At 43.0% G+C, this 22,654-nt stretch carries 21 protein-coding genes; 18 read left to right on the forward strand and 3 right to left on the reverse strand.

The window, feature by feature from the left end:
- Positions 1–91: 91 nt before the first annotated feature.
- The 14 genes from argC (at position 92) to hemW (ending at position 15,579) form a co-directional block, all read left to right on the forward strand.
- Positions 92–1,132 carry an N-acetyl-gamma-glutamyl-phosphate reductase gene (gene argC, locus OCV72_RS11720; RefSeq protein WP_055284020.1) on the forward strand — a complete coding sequence of 347 codons (1,041 nt, stop codon included), beginning with the start codon at positions 92–94 and terminating at the stop codon, positions 1,130–1,132.
- A 40-nt stretch (positions 1,133–1,172) separates the two neighbouring features.
- The gene (locus OCV72_RS11725) at positions 1,173–1,619 is read left to right on the forward strand and encodes a GNAT family N-acetyltransferase (protein ID WP_028088320.1); all 447 of its coding nucleotides are present in this window, start codon (positions 1,173–1,175) and stop codon (positions 1,617–1,619) included.
- A gap of 51 nt (positions 1,620–1,670) precedes the next feature.
- On the forward strand, positions 1,671–2,894 hold the full coding sequence (gene argJ / locus OCV72_RS11730; RefSeq protein ID WP_055284088.1) for a bifunctional glutamate N-acetyltransferase/amino-acid acetyltransferase ArgJ: 1,224 nt from the start codon (positions 1,671–1,673) through the stop codon (positions 2,892–2,894).
- Positions 2,895–2,905: 11 nt separating this feature from the next.
- The gene (argB, locus tag OCV72_RS11735; protein WP_028088318.1) at positions 2,906–3,805 is read left to right on the forward strand and encodes an acetylglutamate kinase; all 900 of its coding nucleotides are present in this window, start codon (positions 2,906–2,908) and stop codon (positions 3,803–3,805) included.
- 3 nt (positions 3,806–3,808) lie between these two features.
- The gene (locus OCV72_RS11740; protein ID WP_055284022.1) at positions 3,809–4,984 is read left to right on the forward strand and encodes an aspartate aminotransferase family protein; all 1,176 of its coding nucleotides are present in this window, start codon (positions 3,809–3,811) and stop codon (positions 4,982–4,984) included.
- Between the two features lie 68 nt (positions 4,985–5,052).
- Positions 5,053–5,484 carry a DMT family transporter gene (locus OCV72_RS11745; protein WP_055284024.1) on the forward strand — a complete coding sequence of 144 codons (432 nt, stop codon included), beginning with the start codon at positions 5,053–5,055 and terminating at the stop codon, positions 5,482–5,484.
- 64 nt (positions 5,485–5,548) lie between these two features.
- Positions 5,549–6,259: a helix-hairpin-helix domain-containing protein gene (locus tag OCV72_RS11750; protein ID WP_055284027.1), complete on the forward strand. Its 711-nt coding sequence runs from the start codon at positions 5,549–5,551 to the stop codon at positions 6,257–6,259.
- A 14-nt stretch (positions 6,260–6,273) separates the two neighbouring features.
- Positions 6,274–6,963: a response regulator transcription factor gene (locus OCV72_RS11755; protein WP_028088314.1), complete on the forward strand. Its 690-nt coding sequence runs from the start codon at positions 6,274–6,276 to the stop codon at positions 6,961–6,963.
- Positions 6,920–8,392: a sensor histidine kinase gene (locus tag OCV72_RS11760; RefSeq protein WP_055284029.1), complete on the forward strand. Its 1,473-nt coding sequence runs from the start codon at positions 6,920–6,922 to the stop codon at positions 8,390–8,392. The genes OCV72_RS11755 and OCV72_RS11760 overlap by 44 nt, the downstream gene beginning before the upstream one ends.
- Positions 8,393–8,408: 16 nt before the next feature.
- Entirely contained in the window at positions 8,409–9,329 is a 921-nt protein-coding gene (locus OCV72_RS11765) for a GerMN domain-containing protein (protein WP_070099639.1), read from the forward strand.
- A 3-nt stretch (positions 9,330–9,332) separates the two neighbouring features.
- Positions 9,333–11,579, forward strand: a complete 2,247-nt coding sequence (locus tag OCV72_RS11770) for a DNA internalization-related competence protein ComEC/Rec2 (protein WP_055284031.1) — start codon at positions 9,333–9,335, stop codon at positions 11,577–11,579.
- 57 nt (positions 11,580–11,636) lie between these two features.
- The gene (holA, locus tag OCV72_RS11775; protein ID WP_028088310.1) at positions 11,637–12,617 is read left to right on the forward strand and encodes a DNA polymerase III subunit delta; all 981 of its coding nucleotides are present in this window, start codon (positions 11,637–11,639) and stop codon (positions 12,615–12,617) included.
- Between the two features lie 41 nt (positions 12,618–12,658).
- Entirely contained in the window at positions 12,659–14,473 is a 1,815-nt protein-coding gene (gene lepA, locus OCV72_RS11780) for a translation elongation factor 4 (protein WP_055284033.1), read from the forward strand.
- Positions 14,473–15,579 (forward strand): radical SAM family heme chaperone HemW, encoded by a 1,107-nt coding sequence (gene hemW / locus OCV72_RS11785; protein ID WP_055284035.1) that lies wholly within the window; start codon positions 14,473–14,475, stop codon positions 15,577–15,579. Before lepA ends, hemW begins: the two co-directional genes overlap by 1 nt.
- A gap of 624 nt (positions 15,580–16,203) precedes the next feature.
- Here hemW and OCV72_RS11790 read toward each other — a convergent pair.
- From OCV72_RS11790 to OCV72_RS11800, 3 genes are read right to left on the reverse strand one after another with little or no spacing between them, the layout of a single operon-like run.
- Complete coding sequence (locus tag OCV72_RS11790; RefSeq protein ID WP_028088307.1) at positions 16,204–16,716, reverse strand: DUF4364 family protein; 513 nt, start codon at positions 16,714–16,716, stop codon at positions 16,204–16,206.
- Positions 16,717–16,718: 2 nt separating this feature from the next.
- Complete coding sequence (gene mnmL / locus OCV72_RS11795) at positions 16,719–17,642, reverse strand: tRNA modification radical SAM protein MnmL/YtqA (RefSeq protein ID WP_055284037.1); 924 nt, start codon at positions 17,640–17,642, stop codon at positions 16,719–16,721.
- 1 nt (position 17,643) lies between these two features.
- On the reverse strand, positions 17,644–18,792 hold the full coding sequence (locus OCV72_RS11800; protein WP_055284040.1) for an NAD(P)-dependent malic enzyme: 1,149 nt from the start codon (positions 18,790–18,792) through the stop codon (positions 17,644–17,646).
- A gap of 349 nt (positions 18,793–19,141) precedes the next feature.
- On the opposite strand from OCV72_RS11800, the gene rho reads away from it, so the two are divergent.
- From rho to prmC, 4 genes are all read left to right on the forward strand, one after another.
- A complete protein-coding gene (gene rho, locus OCV72_RS11805; protein ID WP_055284042.1) occupies positions 19,142–20,482 on the forward strand; it encodes a transcription termination factor Rho in 1,341 nt (446 codons plus the stop codon).
- Between the two features lie 103 nt (positions 20,483–20,585).
- Complete coding sequence (gene rpmE / locus OCV72_RS11810) at positions 20,586–20,789, forward strand: 50S ribosomal protein L31 (RefSeq protein WP_022415351.1); 204 nt, start codon at positions 20,586–20,588, stop codon at positions 20,787–20,789.
- Between the two features lie 100 nt (positions 20,790–20,889).
- The gene (locus OCV72_RS11815; RefSeq protein WP_055284046.1) at positions 20,890–21,816 is read left to right on the forward strand and encodes a DUF1385 domain-containing protein; all 927 of its coding nucleotides are present in this window, start codon (positions 20,890–20,892) and stop codon (positions 21,814–21,816) included.
- Positions 21,788–22,651: a peptide chain release factor N(5)-glutamine methyltransferase gene (gene prmC, locus OCV72_RS11820; protein WP_055284048.1), complete on the forward strand. Its 864-nt coding sequence runs from the start codon at positions 21,788–21,790 to the stop codon at positions 22,649–22,651. The genes OCV72_RS11815 and prmC overlap by 29 nt, the downstream gene beginning before the upstream one ends.
- Positions 22,652–22,654: the final 3 nt, after the last annotated feature.

A 22,654-nucleotide genomic window follows, 5' to 3' on the forward strand; every position in this document is an offset into this window, starting at 1 on the left:
TCCCATCTAACTAGACAATCACAGGAATTTGGGGTACTATAAAACGAACAATAATTTATAAAAATTCAATATCGGAAAGGGTGTTATATAGATGATTAAAGTTGGAATTATTGGAGCGACCGGATATGCCGGAGGAGAACTGGTAAGAATCCTTACCGGACACAAGGACGCAGAGATCGTATGGTACGGCTCCAGAAGTTATATAGATAAAAAATACGCAGATGTATATCAGAATATGTTCCAGATCGTGGATGCAACATGTCTGGATGATAATATGGAAGAACTTGTAAAACAGGCAGATGTAATCTTCACAGCAACGCCGCAAGGCTTCTGTGCATCGATGATGAATGATAAGATTTTAAGTGAGACAAAGATTATCGACTTAAGTGCAGACTATCGTATCAAAGATGTAGCTATATATGAAAAGTGGTATGGAATCGAGCATAAGAGTCCACAATATATTGAAGAAGCAGTGTACGGGCTTTGTGAGATCAACAGAGAAGATGTAAAGAATGCAAGACTGGTAGCCAATCCGGGATGCTATACAACATGTTCCATCCTGACCGCATATCCACTGGCAAAAGAAGGAATCATTGATATGAATACCCTGATCGTGGATGCAAAATCGGGAACATCCGGAGCAGGACGTGGTGCAAAAGTACCGAACCTTTTCTGTGAAGTGAATGAGAATATGAAAGCGTACGGTGTCGCAAGCCACAGACACACACCGGAGATTGAGGAGCAGCTCGGATATGCATCCGGAGAGAAAGTGCTGATCAACTTCACACCACATCTGGTTCCGATGAACAGAGGAATCCTGGCAACGGAATATGCAACACTCAAAAAAGATGTAACATACGAAGAAGTGAAAGCAATCTATGATAAATATTATAAAGATGAGAAATTTGTCCGTGTTCTTGAAAAAGATGTTTGTCCGGAGACAAAATGGGTAGAAGGAAGTAACTATGTGGACATCAACTTCAAGATCGATTCAAGAACGAACCGCATCATCATGATGGGAGCAATCGACAACCTGGTAAAAGGCGCGGCAGGACAGGCAGTACAGAACATGAACCTGATGTTCGGACTTCCGGAGACAGAAGGACTGGAACTGGTACCGATGTTCCCGTAGATTTACCGGAAAATGCAGACAGAGGAGAAAAATAATACATATGAATATAAGAGTAATGACAATTGAAGATTTCGACCAGGTGCACGCACTGTGGATGAGCATCAAAGGATTCGGAATACGAAGTGTGGATGATTCAAAAGAAGGAATAGAACGTTTCTTAAAAAGAAATCCAACAACAAGCGTAGTTGCCGAAGAAGATGGGAAGATCGTCGGAGCGATTCTCTGCGGGCATGATGGAAGACGGGGCTGTCTGTATCATGTGTGTGTAGATGTGAATCACAGAATGAGAGGCATCGGAAAAGCCATGGTAGTATTTACGATGGAGGCACTGAAAAAAGAAGGCATCAACAAAGTATCCCTGATCGCATTCACACAGAACGATATCGGCAATGCATTCTGGAACGAAATAGGATGGACAAAGAGGGAAGATCTGAATTATTACGATTTTACACTGAATGAAGCAAATATCACGGCGTTTATCCAGTAAAGGAATTTATCAAAACATAAGAAAAGAGAATTAAGAAAGGTGGAAGAACAGATGAAACAGGTAAAAGGCGGAGTGACCGCAGCAAAAGGATTTGAAGCAGCAAGTACAGCAGCAGGAATCAAGTATAAAGACAGAACAGATATGGCACTGGTATACAGCCAGGTTCCATGCGTGGCAGCAGGAACATTTACAACAAATGTCGTAAAAGCGGCACCGGTAAAATGGGATCAGCAGGTCGTAAAGAGTGGTGCAAAAGCACAGGCGGTAGTTGTGAACTCGGGAATCGCCAATGCCTGCACCGGAGCAGAGGGATTTGGATATTGTAAAGATACTGCAGATGCAGCAGCCAAAGCACTGAATATTTCCGCAGATGGTGTCCTCATCGGTTCAACCGGAGTGATCGGAAAGCAGATTCCGATTGACAAACTGACAGCCGGAATCAAAGTACTGGCAGGTAAGAAGAATGATACACTGGAAAATGGTACAGAAGCAGCCAAAGCAATTATGACAACCGATACATTTCCAAAGGAACTGGCCGTTGCAATTGAAGTTGGCGGAAAGACTGTTACGATCGGTGGTATGGCAAAAGGATCTGGAATGATCCATCCGAATATGTGCACGATGCTTGCATTTATTACAACAGATGCTGTGATCACAAAGGATGCACTTCAGAAAGCATTAAGTGAAGATGTCGGAGATACTTACAACATGATCTCTGTAGATGGAGATACTTCTACGAACGACTCAGTTGTATTACTGGCAAATGGTATGGCAGAGAATCCGGAGATTACATATGGAACAGAAGATTATAAGAATTTTGCAGAAGCATTGCATACGATAAATGAATACCTTGCAAAGAAAATCGCCGGAGACGGAGAAGGTGCAACTGCATTATTCGAAGTGAAAGCGGTCGGATGCGAGAGTGTAGAGCAGGCTAAGACACTTGCAAAATCAATCGTATGTTCCAATCTTACAAAGACAGCAATCGCAGGACACGATGCAAACTGGGGAAGAATCCTCTGTGCAATGGGATATTCCGGAGCGCAGTTCGATCCTGAAAAGGTTGACCTGTTTTTCGAAAGCAAAGCAGGAAAAATCCAGATCATTGAAAATGGTACAGCTGTAGATTACAGTGAGGCAGAGGCAACAAAGATCCTGTCTGAGACTGAAGTTACAGCAATTGCAGATGTGAAGATGGGTGACAAGACAGCAACTGCATGGGGATGTGATCTGACTCACGAATATATCGAGATCAATGCAGATTACAGAAGTTAGGAGATTGAAAGATGGAAAAAGCAATGCAGAAATATCTGGACAAAGCAGAAGTACTGATTGAAGCCCTTCCGTATATCCAGAGATTCAACCGTAAGATTATTGTAGTAAAATATGGCGGAAGCGCTATGGTAGACGAAGAACTGAAAGCAAGAGTCATTCAGGATGTTACGCTGCTGAAATTAGTCGGTTTCAAACCAATCATTGTTCACGGCGGTGGAAAAGAAATCAGCAAATGGGTAGGAAAAGTCGGCATGGAACCACAGTTTATTAATGGGCTGCGGGTGACAGATGCAGAGACGATGGAACTTGCAGAGATGGTACTTGGGAAAGTGAATAAAAGCCTTGTTCAGCTGGTTGAGCAGCTCGGTGTAAGAGCCATTGGTATCAGTGGAAAAGATGGAGGACTTCTGAAAGTAGACAAGAAGCTGGCAGACGGTGAGGATATCGGATTTGTTGGAGATGTCAAAGAAGTGAATGCGGATATCATCTACGATCTTCTGGAGAAAGATTTCCTTCCGATTATCGCACCGATCGGCCTGGACGATGATTATAATACGTATAATATCAATGCGGATGATGCTGCATGTGCGATAGCAAAAGCAATCAATGCAGAGAAGCTTGCATTCCTGACAGATATCGAAGGAGTATACAAAGATCCAAAGGATCCGTCCACATTGATTTCTGAACTGAATGTATCAGACGGAAAGAAATTGATGGAAGAAGGCTATATCGGTGGAGGTATGCTGCCGAAGATACAGAACTGTATCGATGCGATTGAGAACGGAGTATCAAGAGTACATATCCTGGATGGAAGAATTCCGCATTGTCTGCTTCTTGAAATCTTTACAAATAAAGGTATCGGAACTGCAATTAAAAATGATATAGAAGAACGATATTATTACGGAGAATAAGTTATGAATGAATATATGAAAGAGACAAACGAAGCGCTGTTACATACGTATAATCAGTTTCCGGTCGTATTAGAGCGTGGAGAAGGTGCTTATCTGTATGATACAGAAGGAAAAAAATATCTGGACTTTGCGGCCGGATATGCAGTGTCTTCGCTGGGATATGCTGATAAAGAATTGAATGATGCGTTAAAGGAACAGATCGATAAGATTTTTCATACTTCTAATCTGTACTATAATACGGCTTGCGGAAAGGCAGCAGAAGATCTGAAACGTATTACAGGGATGGACCGTATCTTCTTCACCAACAGTGGAGGGGAAGCGGTAGAAGGAACTTTAAAAGCAGCAAGAAAATATGCATACAAAAAAGGAACAGGACGGTATGAATTCATTGCGATGAAGGAATCTTTCCATGGAAGAAGTTTTGGAGCCGTATCTGTGACAGGACATGATGCGTATCGTGAACCATTCGAACCGCTTGTTCCGGGGGTATCATTTGCACAATACAATGATCTGGACAGTGTGAAAGCACTGGTGACAGATAAGACTTGTGCGATCATTCTGGAACCGTTACAGGGTGAGGGTGGAATCAATGCAGCCACAGAGGAATTCATGAAAGGAATACGTAAACTCTGTGACGAAGAAGGAATCCTTATGATTTGTGATGAAGTACAGTGCGGTATGGGAAGAACAGGTGCTATGTTTGCATGGCAGGCTTATGACATCAAACCGGATATCATGTCTATGGCAAAGGCTATCGGAAGTGGAATTCCGGTCGGTGCATTTGCAATGACAGAGGAAGTTGCAAAATATTCACTGGAGCCTGGGGATCACGGTACAACTTACGGGGGAAATCCACTGGCTTGTACGGCAGTAAGTAAGACTATTGAGATATTTGAAAAGAAGCATCTGGTAGAACATGTGCAGAAAGTCGGCACATATCTGACAAAAAAACTGGAAGAACTTGTGGAAGAATATGATACTGTAAAAGCGGTCAAAGGAAAAGGTCTGATGCAGGGAATTCAGGTGACAAAACCTATATCTGAGATTACAGGAGCAGCTTTGAAAGAGGGGCTGCTGATTATCGGTGCCGGAAGCGATGTGATCCGTTTTGTACCACCGCTTATTATTGAGCTTGAACAGGTGGATGAGATGATCCGGATATTAAAGAAAGCATTGTAAAAAGTAAAGAAATGGAATATAAAAGCCGGTCATGGGACATATTATCTGCATAGGCAGGAGGTATGAAGATGACTGGTTTTTTGATTGCGCTTTTGTCGGGAGCGCTTATGAGTGTACAGGGAGTATTTAATACGCAGGTAACAAAGACAACCGGAATGTGGGTGAGTAACGGCTGGGTGCAGTTCAGTGCATTCCTGCTATGTGCCGTTGCATGGCTTATCGCCGGAAGAGATTCTGTTGGCGCATTGTGGAAAGTGGAACCAAGATATGTATTACTTGGAGGCGTGATCGGTGCAGGGATCACATGGACTGTGATTAAGAGTATGGCATCGCTGGGACCGGCGAAAGCAGCACTTCTGATCGTGATATCGCAATTGATCGTAGCATATGTGATCGAACTTCTCGGGTTGTTTGGAGTAGACAAAGAACCGCTGGAAATACGCAAAATTATTGGTATGTCCATTGCCCTGATTGGTGTTGCAATTTTTCAATGGAAATAGTACAATTAATTCACTAGGCATATGCGGGGGTTTACAGTTTCCGACAGACTGTAAAGGAGAAGTTATGCGTAGAAAAAAACGACAAAACAAAATAACAGAAAAGAGAAACATACAGAAAGAAATATGCCGGATACCACTGCTTTTTCTAGTATTGTTAAGTGTCATGTGTACAGGTAGCCTGACTGGCTGCAGAGCCGGAAATCCACAAGGACAGACGGAACTGGTTCCGTTGAATAGAAATGATACGGATTCAGACAAACCAGACACCGCTGTTAATTCCGGACAGAAAGAACAACAGACAGACCGGGAAAAACTGCAGATCTGTTATGTGCATGTATGCGGTGCGGTAAACCAGCCCGGAGTATACGAACTGACAGCAGACAGCCGTTTGTTTGAAGCTATTCAGATGGCGGGCGGACTGACGGAAGAGGCGGCAGATCAGACACTCAATCAGGCAGAAGTGATCGAAGATGGTTCCAAAATATACGTTCCGACGAAAGAAGAAGTAAAAGCCGGTATGGATAATGGCGGTACTTTGGTGCAGAATGAGGACAATGCAGAAAAAGCCGGAAGTACATCGGATGGAAAGATTGATATCAATACGGCGGCAAAAAACGAATTGATGACACTTTCAGGAATCGGCGAAGCGAAGGCAGATGCGATCGTGCGTTACCGGGAAGAACATGGAGCATTTCAGAAGATTGAAGATCTGATGGAAGTAGAAGGAATTAAAGAAGGTGTATTTCAAAAAGTAAAAGATCAAATTAAGATTTGATAAGGAGTAGGAACATGGGCAAACGCATATTGGTTGTGGATGACGAAAAACTGATAGTAAAAGGGATCCGGTTTAGTCTGGAACAGGATGGATACAGTGTGGACTGCGCATATGATGGGGAAGAGGCACTGAAACTGGCAAAAGAGAATGCATACGATATGATTCTGCTGGATGTTATGCTTCCAAAACATGATGGTTTTGAAGTGTGTCAGCAGATCAGGGAATATTCGGATGTTCCGATCATCATGCTTACGGCTAAGGGTGATGATATGGATAAAATTCTGGGACTGGAATACGGTGCAGATGACTACATAACAAAGCCATTTAATATTCTGGAAGTCAAAGCAAGGATTAAAGCAATCATACGCCGGATCAGTAAGCGTGATAAAAATCAGGAGGATGATAAAGTAATCATCAAAGGTGAGATGCAGATCGACTGTGAAAGCAGACGTGTGATCATCGGGGGGAAAGAGATAAATCTGACCGCCAAAGAGTTCGATCTTCTAGAATTGCTTGCTATGAATCCAGGTAAGGTATACAGCAGAGAGAACCTTCTGAATATTGTATGGGGATATGAATATCCGGGTGATGCGAGAACTGTAGATGTACATATCCGCAGACTTCGTGAGAAGATAGAGACAAATCCAAGCGATCCAAAATATGTATATACGAAATGGGGAGTTGGTTATTATTTCAGGGGTTAAAAAATATCTAAAAAAGAATATATTCAGGAGCATGAAATTCAGGATCATTATGCTGGTAGCACTGGCAGGAATCGTTCCGGTTCTGATTATGCGGGGCGTGTTCCTGAACAGTTATGAAAAATGCGCAGTGAGGGTACGTACTGCGGAGATACAGAATCAATGTACCATTCTCAGTAACCAGTTGAGCAGTTCGGGATATCTCACAGGAGATATATCAGAAGTGATGCGGACGGAACTGGTCCAGTTATCGAATATCTATAGCGGCCGTGTGATGGTGATAGATGGAGCATTTAAGATCCAGGAAGATACTTATGATATGGACAAGGGCAAGACCATCGTATCCGGCAATGTAATCCGTTGTTTCCAAGACAAAGGAACCAGTGAGTATAACAGAAAAAACAGATATATAGAAGTGACCGCACCAATCATAGGAAAAGATGATGCAGTTGTAGGTGTGCTGCTGGTAAGTGCACCTACAGATTCAGTGCTGGACAGTCTGGAAATATTAAGAAACAAGGCAGATGTAGTGGCACTTGCGACGATTCTGGTTATAATGATGATTGCAGTTCTGGCGGGGATAGCGATGCTGAAACCATTCAGACGTATTACAGAGTCGATCTCAGCGGTAACAGAAGGATATGATGATAACTACCTGCATGAGAACACATATACCGAAACGATAGAATTGTCAGAGGCATTTAATAAGATGTCGGGACGTATGAAGACGCTGGACGATTCGAAAAATGAATTTGTATCCAATGTATCACATGAATTGAAGACACCTTTGACATCCATGAAGGTTCTGGCGGATTCGCTGCTTCTGCAGGAGGATGCGCCGGTAGAACTTTATAAAGAATTTATGGGAGACATGTCAGAAGAGATCGAACGTGAGAATAAGATCATTAATGATCTGTTATCGCTGGTGAAGATGGACAAAACAGCGAATAACGCCAATACCATGAACATAAAATCCGAAAATATGAATGAGCTGGTAGAAAAAATCTTAAAGAGACTGCGTCCGATCGCAGCAACAAGAAATATTGAACTGGTTTACGAAAGTATTCGTCCAGTCACAGCTGAAGTCGACGAGATGAAGATTTCGCTTGCAATTTCAAATCTGGTAGAAAATGCGATCAAATATAATAAGGACAATGGCTGGGTTCATGTGACTTTGAATGCGGATCATAAGAACTGTTATATTGAAGTGGCAGATTCAGGGATCGGTATTCCGGCAGAGGCGCAGGAACATATATTTGAAAGATTTTATCGTGTGGATAAGTCACATTCCAGGGAAATCGGCGGGACAGGGCTTGGACTTGCAATCGCACGAAGTGCAGTGGTTATGCATCGCGGGGCGATCAAAGTATTCAGTCAGCCATCTGAGGGAACAACATTTACAGTCAGAATTCCGTTAAACTATGTGTCTTAGGTAGAAGGAGAATGCGATGATAAAGAAAAAGAGTTACTGGATCCTGATGCTTACTGCCATCTGTATTCTAGCGGTGACGGGATGCAAAAAAGAAGGAAAAACAGCAGACTTCCATATCTATTATACAGATTCCGAGGGTGTGTCGCTGGTTGAAAAAGGCATAAAGCCAGAAGGCAAAACACAGAAAGAACAGATTGATGAAATCCTGGATAAGATACAGAAGAATACGGATGACATTGATTACCGCAGTCCTTTTGTAAAAGAGGTAAAGGTGAAAGAATGGTCAGTGAAGGATGGAAAACTTATAGTAGATTTTAACAGGAATTATCAGAAACTGAGTGCGACGGAAGAGATTCTGCTGCGCGCTGCGGTTGTTCAGTCTGTCGGACAGATTTCTGGAGTGGATGCTGTGTTATTCACAATCGACGGAGAATCATTGCAAGATATGAATGGACAGGTGGTTGGTTATATGCAGCCATCGGATTTTGTAAAAAATACAGGTGTGAGTCTCCATTCCTATCAGAAAGAGACATTTTTGTTGTATTATGGTAATAAGCAGGGAGACCGTCTGGTAAAAGAAAAGGTCAGTATCCGGTATAACAGCAGCATATCAAAAGAAAAAGTGCTGGTAGAACAGCTGATCAAGGGTCCTTCATCGGACAACGAGACGGCAGTGATCCCGGCAGAGACAAAGGTGCTGAGTGTATCTGTAAAGGATCATATCTGTTATGTGAACCTGGATAAGGGGTTCCTGGACACAACGAATGTAATGAATCCGGAACTTCCGGTCTATGCGATCGTGAATACAATTATAGAAGGAAGCTCGATCGGCAGGGTACAGATCCTGATCGATGGAAAAACAAATGTAAATTATATGGGGAAGATAAGTCTGGAAAAGCCGCTTTCCCGAAACCTGAATATTGTGGAAGGGGAGTAGTGCGTGAGGAACAGGCCGCTTCTTAGTGTCTGTCTGATCATTCTATGTGTTCTGGCTTCCTGTACGCTGGTGGGAAAGGAACGGTTTATAAAAGAACTTCGCCCATCGCCGCTTGAAATCTGCACCACGGAAGATGAATCTGTCATCGTCTGTGGTGTGATTTACAGGCAGGAGCAAAAAGAAAATGGTCAGATGATTTATCTGAAACATAATTCTGTTTATTCTATTTCTAACAAACAAAAATTTCAAGAGTCAAAGATAATCGTTTATATCAATTCCAAAGAAAAACTACATATAGGAAACAGGATAAAAGTCCGGGGGACAGTATCATTTTATGAAAATGCAAGAAACCCGGGTAATTTTGATCAGAAGTTTTATTATCAGAAACAGGGGATCCATGGGAAAATCTACGGCAGTCAGATGCAGATCACCGATAAAAGTGTGGACGTTTTCCGGGAAAAGCTGGCAGTGTTCCGTGCCGGGTGGAAGGAACTGCTGGTGCGGGAAATGGGTGAACGGGAAGGGGGAGTCCTTGCTGCGATACTTCTTGGGGAAAAGAGTGATATGGATCCGGAGATGAAGGAACTTTACCAGGTGAATGGGATTGGGCATATCCTGGCTATATCAGGATTGCATCTGTCGTTTGCCGGACTGGGTGCCTACCGTTTATTCCGGCGGTTGACAGGTTCGTGCAAAGCAGGAGGACTGGCAGGAGGAATGCTGTTATTTCTGTATGTTTCAATGATCGGGATGACAGTCTCGGTACTAAGGGCATGGGTAATGTTCCTGTTCCGGGTCGGTGCGGATGTTACAGGGAGAAAATACGATATGCCGACGGCACTTTCTGTAGCAGCAGTAATCGCAGTCGGAAGTAATCCGCTGTATCTTTATGATGGCGGTTTTTTGCTTTCATTTGGTGCATTACTTGCGATCTGCACAGTGATACCATTGGTGAAGAAAGAATCACAGCAGCCGGTACTGGTACGTATATTGGGGCCGGGAATTGCCATGAATTGTGTGTTGTGGCCGGTGATTCTGTATTTCTTTTTCGAAGTGCCGTTATATAGTGTGATACTGAATCTTCTGGTGATACCGTTGATGCCGGTAATATTATCCTGCGGGATGGCAGGCTCACTTGTGCGGATGGCAGGGGGAACATCTGGAACATGGATATTGATGGTGTGCAGCCGGATATTAAAACTCTATGACGGATGTTGTGTGTTGCTCCTGAAATTTCCTGTGGCAAGATGGATAGCAGGAAGACCGGAAAAATGGCGGTGCATAGTCTATTATCTTATGTTGTCAGGAATCATTCTGATATGGAAATATATGGATAGACAGCCGGTAAAAATCAGAAAAAAGTACATGGCTAGTCTGACACTTTATATTACTGCATGGCTGATACTGATATCAGGACCGCTGCTAAGAAGAGGAATGGAGGTGACAATGCTGGATATCGGGCAGGGAGACTGTATCTGTGTGCAGGGACCAAAGCATCAGAATTATCTGATCGATGGTGGCAGCAGTGATGTGAAAGAGATTGGAAAATACCGAATAGAACCATTTCTAAAATCCCGGGGCATTGCACAACTTGATTATGTCTTTCTGTCTCATGGAGATCTGGATCATATGAATGGAATAGAAGAACTTCTGATGCGTCAGGATGTGGGAGTGCGCATCCGGAATCTTGTAGTGCCGGAAAAACAGTACTGGGATGAAAGGATTCTTAAAATTATAACAATGGCAAAAATGTATGGCACAGATGTGAAGGAAATGGAATACGGAACGGAACTGAAAGAAGGTGAAATGAAGTTTACTTGTCTGGGCCCGGGAGGAAATACGGATGATAAGAGTCATAATGTGACGACTGGAAACGAATCCTCCATGATCCTGCATCTGGAATACGGTGAATTTGATATGTTGTTTACCGGAGATGTAGAAAAAGAAGGGGAAGAGAGGCTGACGGAGGTCCTGGATGTGATACAGGAAGAAAAGAAGATTACATGGGAAATACTAAAGACAGCGCATCATGGTTCGAAGAATTCTACAACGGAGACATTCCTTCAGACAGTTTATCCGCAGTATGCATGGATATCAGCAGGGAGAAAGAACCGTTACGGACATCCGCATGATCTGACGCTGAAAAGACTTGAAAAATCGGGTGCAAAGATATATTCTACACAGGATAACGGAGCGGTTGCCGTGACGGTCAGGAAAAAAACTATGTGGATTCACGGTGGAAACAGTTGAACTTAAAGTCGGAATTCAGTATACTTTTAAGAGGTGAAAGAAGATGGGAGAGAACCGATGAAAACTTTAAATGAAGACATAAAAACAGGAAATTTTAAGCCGGTATATCTCCTGTACGGAGAAGAAGCTTACCTGAAAAAGCAATACAGAGACCGGATCACGAAAGCAATATTTCCGGACGGGGATACGGTGAATTATGCATATTATGAAGGAAAAGGAATCAATCCGGGAGAACTTATCGATCTTGCAGAGACAATGCCGTTTTTTGCCGACAGACGTCTGATCGTAATCGAAAATTCCGGATTCTTCAAAAATGCGTCACCGGAGCTTGCAGATTATATCAAAACAATGCCGGATACCGCCTGTTTTTTATTTGTGGAAAATGAAGCAGACAAGCGTGGAAAGATGTATAAGGCTGTCAAGAGTAAAGGACGCGTGGTAGAGATGGCACGTCAGGATGAGAAGACACTTTTATACTGGGTTGCAGGGAATGTAAAAAAAGAGGGATATAAGATCAAAGAACAGACGGCCAGGTATCTGTTGTCTACCACAGGGACAGATATGGAAAATCTGGAAAAAGAACTGGAAAAGCTGTTCTGTTACTGTATGGGAAAGGAAGAGATTGAAGTCCGGGATATCGAAGCAATCTGTACGACACAGATTACAAATAAAATCTTTGAGATGGTAGAAGCAGTGGCGGTACGGAATCAGAAGAAAGCGCTGGATTATTATTATGACCTGCTGGCATTAAAGGAGCCGCCAATGCGCATATTATATTTGTTGACAAGGCAGTTTAAATTACTTCTGGAAGTCAAAGATCTGGCAGGAAAGCGTTATGACAAGGCTGCGATTGCAAAGACAGTCGGACTGCATCCGTTTGTTGCAGGAAAATATATGCAGCAATGCCGGACATTCGAAAAGAAAGAACTGAGAAGTATTTTGGAAGATGCAGTAGATACGGAAGAGCTGGTCAAGACCGGCCGCTTAAATGATGTGATGAGCGTGGAACTTTTCATTGTAAAATACAGTGCTGCATGATAGAATTGATAAGATAAACGTGTAATAAGGAGAAGATATTAGTGTCAGGAATAGATCAGAGTAAAATTCGAAATTTTTGTATTATAGCACACATCGACCATGGTAAATCGACGCTGGCGGACCGTATCATTGAGATGACCGGTCTTCTCACCAGCCGTGAGATGCAGTCGCAGGTGTTGGACAATATGGAACTGGAAAGAGAACGTGGAATTACGATTAAAGCCCAGACAGTCAGAACGGTATACAAAGCAAAAGATGGGGAAGAATATATTTTCAACCTGATTGATACACCGGGACATGTCGACTTTAATTATGAAGTATCCAGAAGTCTGGCAGCGTGTGACGGGGCAATTCTGGTGGTAGATGCTGCACAGGGAGTGGAAGCACAGACGCTTGCCAATGTATATCTCGCACTGGATCATGACCTGGATGTGGTTCCGGTACTGAATAAGATAGATCTTCCAAGTGCAGATCCGCAGCGTGTGATCGAAGAGATTGAGGATGTGATCGGAATTGAAGCAGAGGATGCACCTCAGATTTCAGCAAAGACCGGACTGAATGTAGATCAGGTGCTGGAAGAGATAGTGGCGAAAGTGCCTGCACCGACAGGAGATCCAAAAGCACCGCTTCAGGCTTTGATCTTTGATTCCCTGTATGATGCGTATAAAGGAGTTATTGTATTTTGCAGGATCAAAGAGGGAACCGTGAAAAAGGGAACACCGATCCTTATGATGGCAACAGGAGCGAAGGCAGAAGTTGTGGAAGTCGGTTATTTTGGAGCCGGACAGTTTATTCCGTGTGAGGAACTGAGTGCCGGAATGGTTGGATATATCACGGCCAGCCTTAAGAATGTCAAAGATACCCGTGTGGGTGATACGGTGACCGATGCAGGAAGACCATGTGCAGAACCACTTCCGGGTTATAAAAAAGTCAATCCGATGGTATATTGTGGATTATATCCGGCAGACGGGGCAAAATACCCGGATCTGAGGGATGCATTGGAGAAATTGCAGTTAAATGATGCGTCACTTCAGTTTGAACCTGAGACGTCAATTGCGCTGGGATTTGGATTCCGTTGTGGATTCCTTGGACTTCTGCATTTGGAAATCATTCAGGAACGTTTGGAAAGAGAGTATAATCTGGATCTGGTAACGACTGCCCCGGGGGTTATCTACAAAGTACACAAGACAAATGGAGATGTAATAGAGCTTACGAACCCATCGAATCTTCCGGATCCTTCTGAGATTGAATATATGGAAGAACCGATGGTCAAGGCAGAGATCATGGTGACATCAGAGTTTATTGGTGCGATCATGGATCTGTGTCAGGAACGTCGTGGTGTGTATGAGGGGATGGAATACATCGAGGAGACTCGTGCAGTATTGCATTATCAGCTTCCGCTTAATGAGATTATCTATGATTTCTTTGATGCGTTGAAATCAAGATCCAGAGGTTATGCGTCGTTTGATTATGAGATGGCGGGATATGTGAAGTCTGAACTGGTAAAACTGGATATACTGATCAACAAGGAAGAAGTCGATGCACTGTCATTTATCATTCATGCAGATACGGCTTATGAACGCGGAAGAAAAATGTGCGAGAAGCTAAAAGAAGAGATTCCGAGACAGTTGTTTGAGATTCCGATCCAGGCGGCAATCGGCAGCAAGATCATTGCACGTGAGACGGTCCGCGCGATGCGCAAAGACGTGCTTGCAAAATGTTACGGAGGAGATATCAGCCGTAAGAGAAAGCTTCTGGAAAAACAGAAAGAAGGGAAAAAACGTATGCGGCAGGTGGGCAGCGTAGAGATCCCTCAGAAAGCATTTATGAGTGTATTGAAGCTGGACGATAAATAATGAGACCATTAGAATTATATATCCACATACCATTTTGTGTAAAAAAATGCAGATACTGTGACTTTCTGTCTGCGCCGGCAACACCTGAGGCGAGACAGGAGTATGTCATGGGATTGTGTCAGAAGATACGTTCGTATTATGATCTTGGAGGACTGTACCATGTGAGCAGTATATTTATCGGAGGAGGTACGCCGTCCATCCTTGAGGCACAGCAGATGAGGAGTATCTTCGATGCGATCCGTTCCACGTTCCCGGTTGACTCGGATGCGGAGATCACAGTAGAAGTGAATCCGGGAACGGTAGACAAGTTAAAATTGATGGCTTATCATAATATCGGAATCAATCGTTTGAGTATTGGGTTACAGTCAACGGATGATCAGGAATTGAAGATGCTTGGAAGGATTCATACATATCAGGATTTCCTGAATACATATTTCCTGACAAGAGAAGCAGGATTTCAGAATATTAATGTAGACTTGATGTCCGGAATCCCGTTTCAGACACTGGGAGGATGGGAAGATACGATCAAAAGAGTTGCAGAACTTGCGCCGGAACATATCTCGGCATACAGTCTGATTATCGAAGAGGGAACACCATTTTATGAAAAATACGGGGAAGGCGAACGTGCGGAGGCCAGAAGAAGAAGGGAACTTCCGGATGAAGATACAGAAAGACTGATGTATCAGTTTACTAAAAATATCCTGCAGAATTATGGGTATCACAGATATGAGATATCAAATTATGCAAAAGAAGGATACGAATGCCGGCATAATCTCGGCTACTGGAACCGTACGGAATATCTAGGGATCGGAACCGGAGCAGCGTCCCTGATCAACAACCAGCGCTTCGTAGAAGGTGGTGAAATTGAAGTTCTTACTCCGCAAAACCAGATGGAAGAATATATGTTCCTGGGACTTAGACGGATAAAAGGAATATCCAAAGCAGACTTCCGCCGGACATTTGGCAGAAGTGTTGAAAATGTATATGGAAAAGTATTGATCCATATGTATCAGAAACAGTTGTTAGAAGATACGGGAGACAACATTCGCCTTACGGAAAAAGGGATAGATGTGAGTAATTATGTCATGAGTGAGTTTCTCTTTTAAATTTAATTGGGATTTAATTCAGGAAGGCATGATTACCCGGACCTGCATAAAAAGTAGGAAGCCGTTCCTGTTCAGGTTCCGTCGGTGGGAAATACTAAAGCGTCAAAATTATGCTAAAAACGGGCTTCCGAAATTTGCAACTCGCCATTCGGCTCAAACAGGCAAATTTCGAAAACCCAACGCATAATTTTGACGCTTAACTATTTCCAACACCTTCTTCACATTCACTGGAACGGCTTCCTACTTTTTATTCCGTGGGTATCAAATGCCTTACGAATGAATGGCAAATGCGTAACTGTAGTGGCTTCCACCGGGTTACACTTCCGGGCATTTTATTTATTAACATTCGCTGCCAGTCACGACTTGAAGGAAACAATAGATAAGGATTATTGTGAATGTGGAATGCCGTTAGAAACAATTAGAGAGTCAGAAGCACCGTTAAAGGAACGAAGCGAACGTGTTTGAGGCGAACGCCGAGTTTGAGCGTAGTTCCTTTGCTTTTAGGTGGTTCTGACTCTCTTAGTGTTTCTTATGGTATGGAACCTGAACAAGAAGCCTTATCTATTGTTTCCTTCATGGACTGATAGGTCGCTTCCCAGTTAACAAATTAAATCCCGATAATATTTATAAGAGCTTCGCCATCACCGACGCATAAATCTCCTGGTTACGTTTCTGCCAGTTGTTTGCAATGGTTGCGGCTTCGGATTCTGTCGGGGCTGTTACGGTAAGGTCGATGAGGGGAAGTCCCTGTTCAATGACCTGACAGCGCACAGAATATTCCATGTTGGAATTTTCAAAATAATCTGCTTTCACAGACATTTCATTTTTTAATTCATAATGCTTTTCTTTTAAAAATTCATCAATATCATGCTGGATCGCAGGTGAGATATCGTTGGTGAAATAGTGGATTGTCTCGGCACCATCCTCCGTAAGATGGTAAAATGTACGGTGATGTGTAGACTCTTCTCGGATAAATCCCGATTCCAGAAGTTCGGATAAAGCCTGCTGTAATTTGAAGTAGGTTGTATATCCTTTATCCAGAATGAATTCAGATATCTGGGAATTGGTGAGAGGAAAATCAACTTGATTCAACATATACAAAATGATTAATTTATATAGCGTAAATGATTTGGCCATGGTTAATACTCCTTTCCCTGCCAGATGTCATGTGTTTTAAAGTACGACTGTAACTGATTCAGTACCTGTCTTTTATTACAGGTCCATAAAGGAGCGGTCAGAAGCTCCTTTGGTCCGTCTCCGGTCAGCCTGTGGATAACAATATCAGGTCTGAGGTGGCTGATGCATGATCCGAGAAGTTCGTAATATTCCTGCGGATCTGGAACCGGAAATGGATCGGACGCATAGATTTCTGCCAGATCGGTGTCTTTTAATATGTGCAAAAGCTGCAGCTTGATTCCCTGGATATCCTGTCTGTTCAGATACTGTATGGTCTGAAGCATGTCAGGCTTTGTCTCGCCGGGAAGGCAGAGGATCGTGTGGACGATGACATCTATTCCCCGTCTGCGAAGTTCGGATACAGCGGTCTCGAATACCGGAAGATCATAGCCTCTTCGGATATAACGGGCAGTTCTTTCGTGAATAGTCTGAAGTCCCAGCTCGACCCACACAGGTTTGATCTGATTCAGACGTTCCAGAAGATTTAAGATTTCTGTGCTCAGGCAATCCGGTCTGGTTGCGATGGACAGAATCCGGATATTGGGATGCAGGATGGCTTCCATATATAACTTTTCCAGATATGCAAGAGAAGCATAAGTATTGGTGTATGCCTGGAAATAAGCGATGTAGGATGATCCGGTATATTTTTTCGCAGATTGTTTTTTACCGGATTCAATCTGCTCTGTGACAGACAGGGTATGGCTTTCGGCAAAATCACCGGAACCTCCGCGACTGCAGAAAATGCAGCCGCGGGTTCCAAGTGTTCCATCCCGGTTTGGACAGGTCATACCGCCATCGAGAGAAATCTTATAGAGCTTTTCACCATAAGTAGTTTTCAGATAATAATCGAGAGAATAATATCTTTTTTCTCCCCAGCGTACAGTCATATCAGATCAGTTCCTTTACAGCACGACTTACAACGTCGGCAACACGTGGATCAAAAGCTTCCGGAAGAATATTATTTTCATTTAATTCTTCATCCGGAACCAGACCTGCGATAGCCTTTGCAGTGGCAAGTTTCATTTCTTCCGTGATTGCAGTTGCACGTCCTTCCAGAGCACCTTTGAAGATTCCAGGGAAAGCAACTACGTTATTTACTTGGTTCGGGAAATCGGAACGTCCGGTTCCCACAACCTTTGCTCCGGCTGCTTTGGCAATATCCGGCATGATTTCTGGTACAGGGTTTGCCATAGCAAAGAGGATGGCATCTTTGTTCATAGAAGCAACCATGTCCTGGGTGACAATATTCGGAGCAGATACACCGACAAAGATGTCAGCACCTTTTAAAGCATCGGCAAGGGTACCTGTTTTCTGCTCCGGATTGGTTACTTCGACCATCTTTTGCTGCATCCAGTTGAGGTTTTGAGATCCTTTTCCGAGGATTCCGCTGATGTCACACATTGTCACGTTTTTGAAACCATAGGTGAGAAGAAGCTTTGTGATAGCAACTCCGGCAGAACCGGCACCGTTTACAACAACTTTGGCAGATTCTTTGTCTTTTCCAGTTACTTTCATGGCATTGATGATACCTGCAAGGACAACGATAGCTGTTCCGTGCTGGTCATCATGAAATACCGGAATGTCAAGGAGTTCTTTCAAGCGTTCTTCAATTTCAAAACATCTGGGTGCACTGATGTCTTCCAGATTAATACCACCGAAAGCAGGAGCGATATTTACAACGGATTTGATGATTTCTTCCGTATCTTGTGTATCAAGACAGATCGGTACAGCGTTGACACCGCCGAATTCTTTGAAAAGTACTGCTTTTCCTTCCATAACCGGCATTGCAGCAAGAGCACCGATGTTACCAAGTCCGAGTACGGCACTTCCGTCGGAAACAACAGCTACAGTGTTGGATTTCATTGTATAAGTATAGGCAGCCTCCGGATCCCTGGCGATCACCTTACAAGGTTCCGCAACACCAGGAGTGTAAGCAATTGCCAGATCTTCTCTTGAGTTTACGTGGGATTTTGCACAGGTTTCAATCTTTCCGTGCCATTCTTCGTGCATTTTTAAAGCTTTTTCGCTATTTGTCATTTTATGGATACCACCTTTTTATGAGTTTTTTTAATCATATCATTCATAGAAGAGCAAGTCAATATACGCAGAAAGCATGAAAAGTGAAACAATTTATTGTGAGAGGGTACTGTTTGTGAAAAGATGTGCCGGGATGTGCAGTGGATTACTGTGCAGTGGATTACAAAAAAGTCCTTTAAAAATGTAGAGATATATAGTATAATAATGTCATGTTTCAACTAATATCGTCATTTCTGACGTAATTTTCCAGATAACCTGCAAATTAAGAAATGCTGAATCAATGAATGATGAAGTTATGAACGGGAAACCAGATAGAGAATGAAGATATATTTTGAGGTGAAAGGGCTATATGATGAAAGAAAAGTATGAATCTCTTCCGTTGGCGACATTAAAAGACCTGGCAAAGGCAAGAGGATTAAAAGGAATTTCCACCATGAAAAAAGCTGAACTGATCGAGCGCATGCTGGAGGAAGACGAGAAAGTAAAGAATAACGCAAAAGAAACAGTAAAAGAATTATCTGCCAATACCGGAGATAAAGAAGTTCATGACATAGACAAGCTGGACAGTGGTATTACAGTGCGGGGGATTCTTGAAGTTATGCAGGATGGATATGGATTTATCCGTAGTGCGAACTATCTGCCGGGAGATAATGATGTCTATGTATCCCCATCGCAGATCCGTAGATTTAATCTTAAAACAGGAGATATTCTGGAAGGAAATACCAGAATCAAGACGCAGCAGGAAAAGTTCAGTGCACTTTTATATCTGTCAAAGGTAAATAACATTGATCCGATGAAGATCATGCACAGAAAGAATTTTGAAGATATGACGCCGGTCTTTCCGAATGAAAGACTGAGCCTGGAGTGCGGGAAGACAAGTACGGCCATGCGTATTATGGATCTGATGTCTCCAATCGGAAAAGGACAAAGAGGTATGATCGTATCGCCTCCGAAGGCCGGTAAGACAACTTTGTTAAAGCAGGTGGCTTTATCCGTGCAGAAGAATAATCCGGAAGTACATCTCCTGATTCTGTTGATCGATGAACGTCCGGAAGAAGTAACAGATATCCGCGAGTCTATTGAAGGGGAAAATGTAGAAGTTATTTATTCAACATTTGACGAACTTCCGGAACATCACAAGCGTGTATCTGAGATGGTGATCGAGCGTGCAAAACGTCTGGTAGAACACAAGAAAGACGTGATGATCCTGATCGACAGTATTACAAGACTTGCAAGAGCATACAATCTGACTGTTCCACCATCAGGAAGAACCTTGTCCGGTGGTCTCGATCCGGCTGCACTTCATATGCCGAAGCGATTCTTTGGTGCGGCAAGAAATATGAGAGAAGGCGGAAGCCTTACAATTCTTGCAACAGCACTGGTAGATACCGGAAGTAAGATGGACGATGTGGTATACGAAGAGTTCAAGGGTACCGGTAATATGGAACTGGTACTGGACCGCAAGCTTTCGGAAAAAAGAATGTTCCCGGCAATCGATATTCTGAAATCAGGAACAAGAAGAGAAGACCTGCTGCTTTCAAAAGAAGAACAGGAAGCTGTAGAAAGTATGAGGAAAGGTCTGAATGGACTGCGTCAGGAAGAGGCGGTAGATAACATTCTGAATATGTTCTCAAGAACAAAGAATAATGAAGAATTAATACAAATGGTAAAAAAGACAAAATTTATCTAGACAAATATTGATTCTTGTGCTACAATGAACAAGCTGTGTAAATGAAAAGAAATTTACGGCACATTTATGTGCGTGTCAAGAAAATAAAGAAGAGGTGAAAATCATGAAAGAAGGAATACATCCAAATTATTATCAGGCAACTGTAACTTGTAACTGTGGTAATACATTCGTGACAGGATCTACAAGCGAAGAAATCCATGTAGAAATCTGTTCTAAATGTCATCCATTCTACACAGGACAGCAGAAAGCAACTCAGGCTCGTGGCCGTGTTGATAAATTCAATAAGAAATACGGAATGGACAAATAAGATTACAGGTATTGGGTTGAGGTTTTTGAATCTCAGCCCTTTTTTCTTATAATTAATTATATAGAACTTGTAATGATACAGAATATATGAAGGAGAGTATATGAAATCATCGAATATTGGCGGACAGGCGGTGCTGGAAGGTATCATGATGAAGAATCGGGACCGTTATGCCGTAGCTGTCAGGAAGCCGGACGGGGAGATCTTTGTCCAGACAGAGGAATTTCACAGTGTTACCGGCAGATATAAGAAACTGACGACAATTCCGTTTGTCAGAGGAGTGTTCAATTTTATTGATTCTATGGTACTGGGAATTAAGACACTGACATTTTCAGCATCATTCTATGAAGAAGAGGAAGAGAAAAATTTTTCCGAAGCTGAACAAAAGAAAAAAGAAAAACAGGAAAGTCTTTTGATGGCGGGGACGGTTGCATTTTCTATTGTGGCTGCAGTGGCGATCTTTATGGTCCTGCCATATTTCCTGTCATCATTGATGAAACCGGTTGTTCCGTCTTATCATTTGCGGACAGTGATCGAAGGCTTTGTAAGAATCGGAATCTTTATTATCTATATTTTACTGATCTCGAGGATGGAAGATATCCAGAGAACATTTATGTATCACGGTGCGGAGCACAAGTGTATCAATTGCATTGAACACGGACTTCCGCTCACAGTGGAAAACGTAAGGAACAGTTCCCGGCAGCACAAACGCTGTGGTACAAGCTTCCTGTTTTTCGTGCTTGCGATCAGTATTATTCTGCTGCTCCTGATCCGGGTAGAGTCACCGCTTATGAGAGTGGTTGTGCGTATCGTGCTGCTTCCGGTGATCGCAGGTGTTTCCTATGAGGTGTTGAAGCTTGCGGGAAACAGTGACAATCCAGTTGTTAATCTGCTGAGTAAACCTGGAATGGCAATCCAGAAGATGACGACCAGTGAACCGGATGACGGGATGATAGAAGTTGCGATACAGGCAGTAGAAGCAGTATTTGACTGGAGGGCTTATGAACGGGACAATTTTCACACTTCGTAATCTATACAGGGACGGAACCATCTGTCTGGAAAAAGCTGGGATACCGGATGCAAAGTTAGATGCATGGTACCTGTTGGAATATGAGACAAAGATCAGCAGAGCCATGTTTCTTGCTGATCCGGATAAAGAGGTAGAGAAGGATAAAGCAGAGCACTATCGGAAAGATATTGAGACAAGAGCACAGAGAATCCCGCTTCAGCATATTACCGGTGAACAGGAATTCATGGGGCTGGATTTCAAGGTGAATGAGCATGTGCTGATTCCGAGACAAGATACAGAGACACTGGTAGAAGAGGCGCTGAAGAAGATCCGGCCGGGGATGCAGATCCTGGATATGTGTACAGGATCAGGCTGTATTCTGGAGAGCATTCTGAAATTTGCGGAAAGGAAAGGAATCTGCGTGTCCGGAACCGGATGTGATATATCAGAGGAAGCATTGAAAGTTGCGAAGGAAAATGACAGCAGACTTCAGACCGGAGCGGTTTTTATACAGGGAGATCTGTTCGAGAACATCGCAGAAACATATGACATGATCGTATCAAATCCACCGTATATCAGAACGGAGGAAATCAGCAGTCTGGAAGATGAAGTAAAGCTTCATGATCCATGGATTGCACTGGATGGGAAAACGGACGGATTATACTTTTACCGTCTAATTGTGAAAGAAAGTGTAAAACATATAAAAAAAGGTGGATATCTTCTGTTTGAGACCGGTTTTGATCAGGGAAAGGATGTATCGGCTCTCCTGGAAGAACAGGGATATGAAGAAATCCAGGTAAAAAAGGATTTGGCGGGACTTGACCGCGTTGTTATGGGAAGGTACAATAAAGAGTAATGT

It is taken from the genome of Dorea amylophila (genome assembly GCF_025567265.1).
GTDB classification, from domain to species: Bacteria; Bacillota; Clostridia; order Lachnospirales; family Lachnospiraceae; genus Dorea_A; species Dorea_A amylophila.

Excerpts from the sequence above, each read along its gene's own strand:
- OCV72_RS11765 (WP_070099639.1), top strand. The coding sequence starts at position 8,409 with ATGATAAAGAAAAAGAGTTACTGGATCCTGATGCTTACTGCCATCTGT.
- OCV72_RS11800 (WP_055284040.1), bottom strand. The coding sequence starts at position 18,792 with ATGACAAATAGCGAAAAAGCTTTAAAAATGCACGAAGAATGGCACGGA.
- OCV72_RS11760 (WP_055284029.1), top strand. The coding sequence starts at position 6,920 with ATGTATATACGAAATGGGGAGTTGGTTATTATTTCAGGGGTTAAAAAA.
- argC (WP_055284020.1), top strand. The coding sequence starts at position 92 with ATGATTAAAGTTGGAATTATTGGAGCGACCGGATATGCCGGAGGAGAA.
- hemW (WP_055284035.1), top strand. The coding sequence starts at position 14,473 with ATGAGACCATTAGAATTATATATCCACATACCATTTTGTGTAAAAAAA.
- OCV72_RS11815 (WP_055284046.1), top strand. The coding sequence starts at position 20,890 with ATGAAATCATCGAATATTGGCGGACAGGCGGTGCTGGAAGGTATCATG.
- argB (WP_028088318.1), top strand. The coding sequence starts at position 2,906 with ATGGAAAAAGCAATGCAGAAATATCTGGACAAAGCAGAAGTACTGATT.
- rho (WP_055284042.1), top strand. The coding sequence starts at position 19,142 with ATGATGAAAGAAAAGTATGAATCTCTTCCGTTGGCGACATTAAAAGAC.
- prmC (WP_055284048.1), top strand. The coding sequence starts at position 21,788 with ATGAACGGGACAATTTTCACACTTCGTAATCTATACAGGGACGGAACC.
- holA (WP_028088310.1), top strand. The coding sequence starts at position 11,637 with ATGAAAACTTTAAATGAAGACATAAAAACAGGAAATTTTAAGCCGGTA.
- argJ (WP_055284088.1), top strand. The coding sequence starts at position 1,671 with ATGAAACAGGTAAAAGGCGGAGTGACCGCAGCAAAAGGATTTGAAGCA.
- OCV72_RS11740 (WP_055284022.1), top strand. The coding sequence starts at position 3,809 with ATGAATGAATATATGAAAGAGACAAACGAAGCGCTGTTACATACGTAT.
- mnmL (WP_055284037.1), bottom strand. The coding sequence starts at position 17,642 with ATGACTGTACGCTGGGGAGAAAAAAGATATTATTCTCTCGATTATTAT.
- OCV72_RS11745 (WP_055284024.1), top strand. The coding sequence starts at position 5,053 with ATGACTGGTTTTTTGATTGCGCTTTTGTCGGGAGCGCTTATGAGTGTA.
- OCV72_RS11790 (WP_028088307.1), bottom strand. The coding sequence starts at position 16,716 with ATGGCCAAATCATTTACGCTATATAAATTAATCATTTTGTATATGTTG.
- rpmE (WP_022415351.1), top strand. The coding sequence starts at position 20,586 with ATGAAAGAAGGAATACATCCAAATTATTATCAGGCAACTGTAACTTGT.
- OCV72_RS11750 (WP_055284027.1), top strand. The coding sequence starts at position 5,549 with ATGCGTAGAAAAAAACGACAAAACAAAATAACAGAAAAGAGAAACATA.
- OCV72_RS11755 (WP_028088314.1), top strand. The coding sequence starts at position 6,274 with ATGGGCAAACGCATATTGGTTGTGGATGACGAAAAACTGATAGTAAAA.
- OCV72_RS11725 (WP_028088320.1), top strand. The coding sequence starts at position 1,173 with ATGAATATAAGAGTAATGACAATTGAAGATTTCGACCAGGTGCACGCA.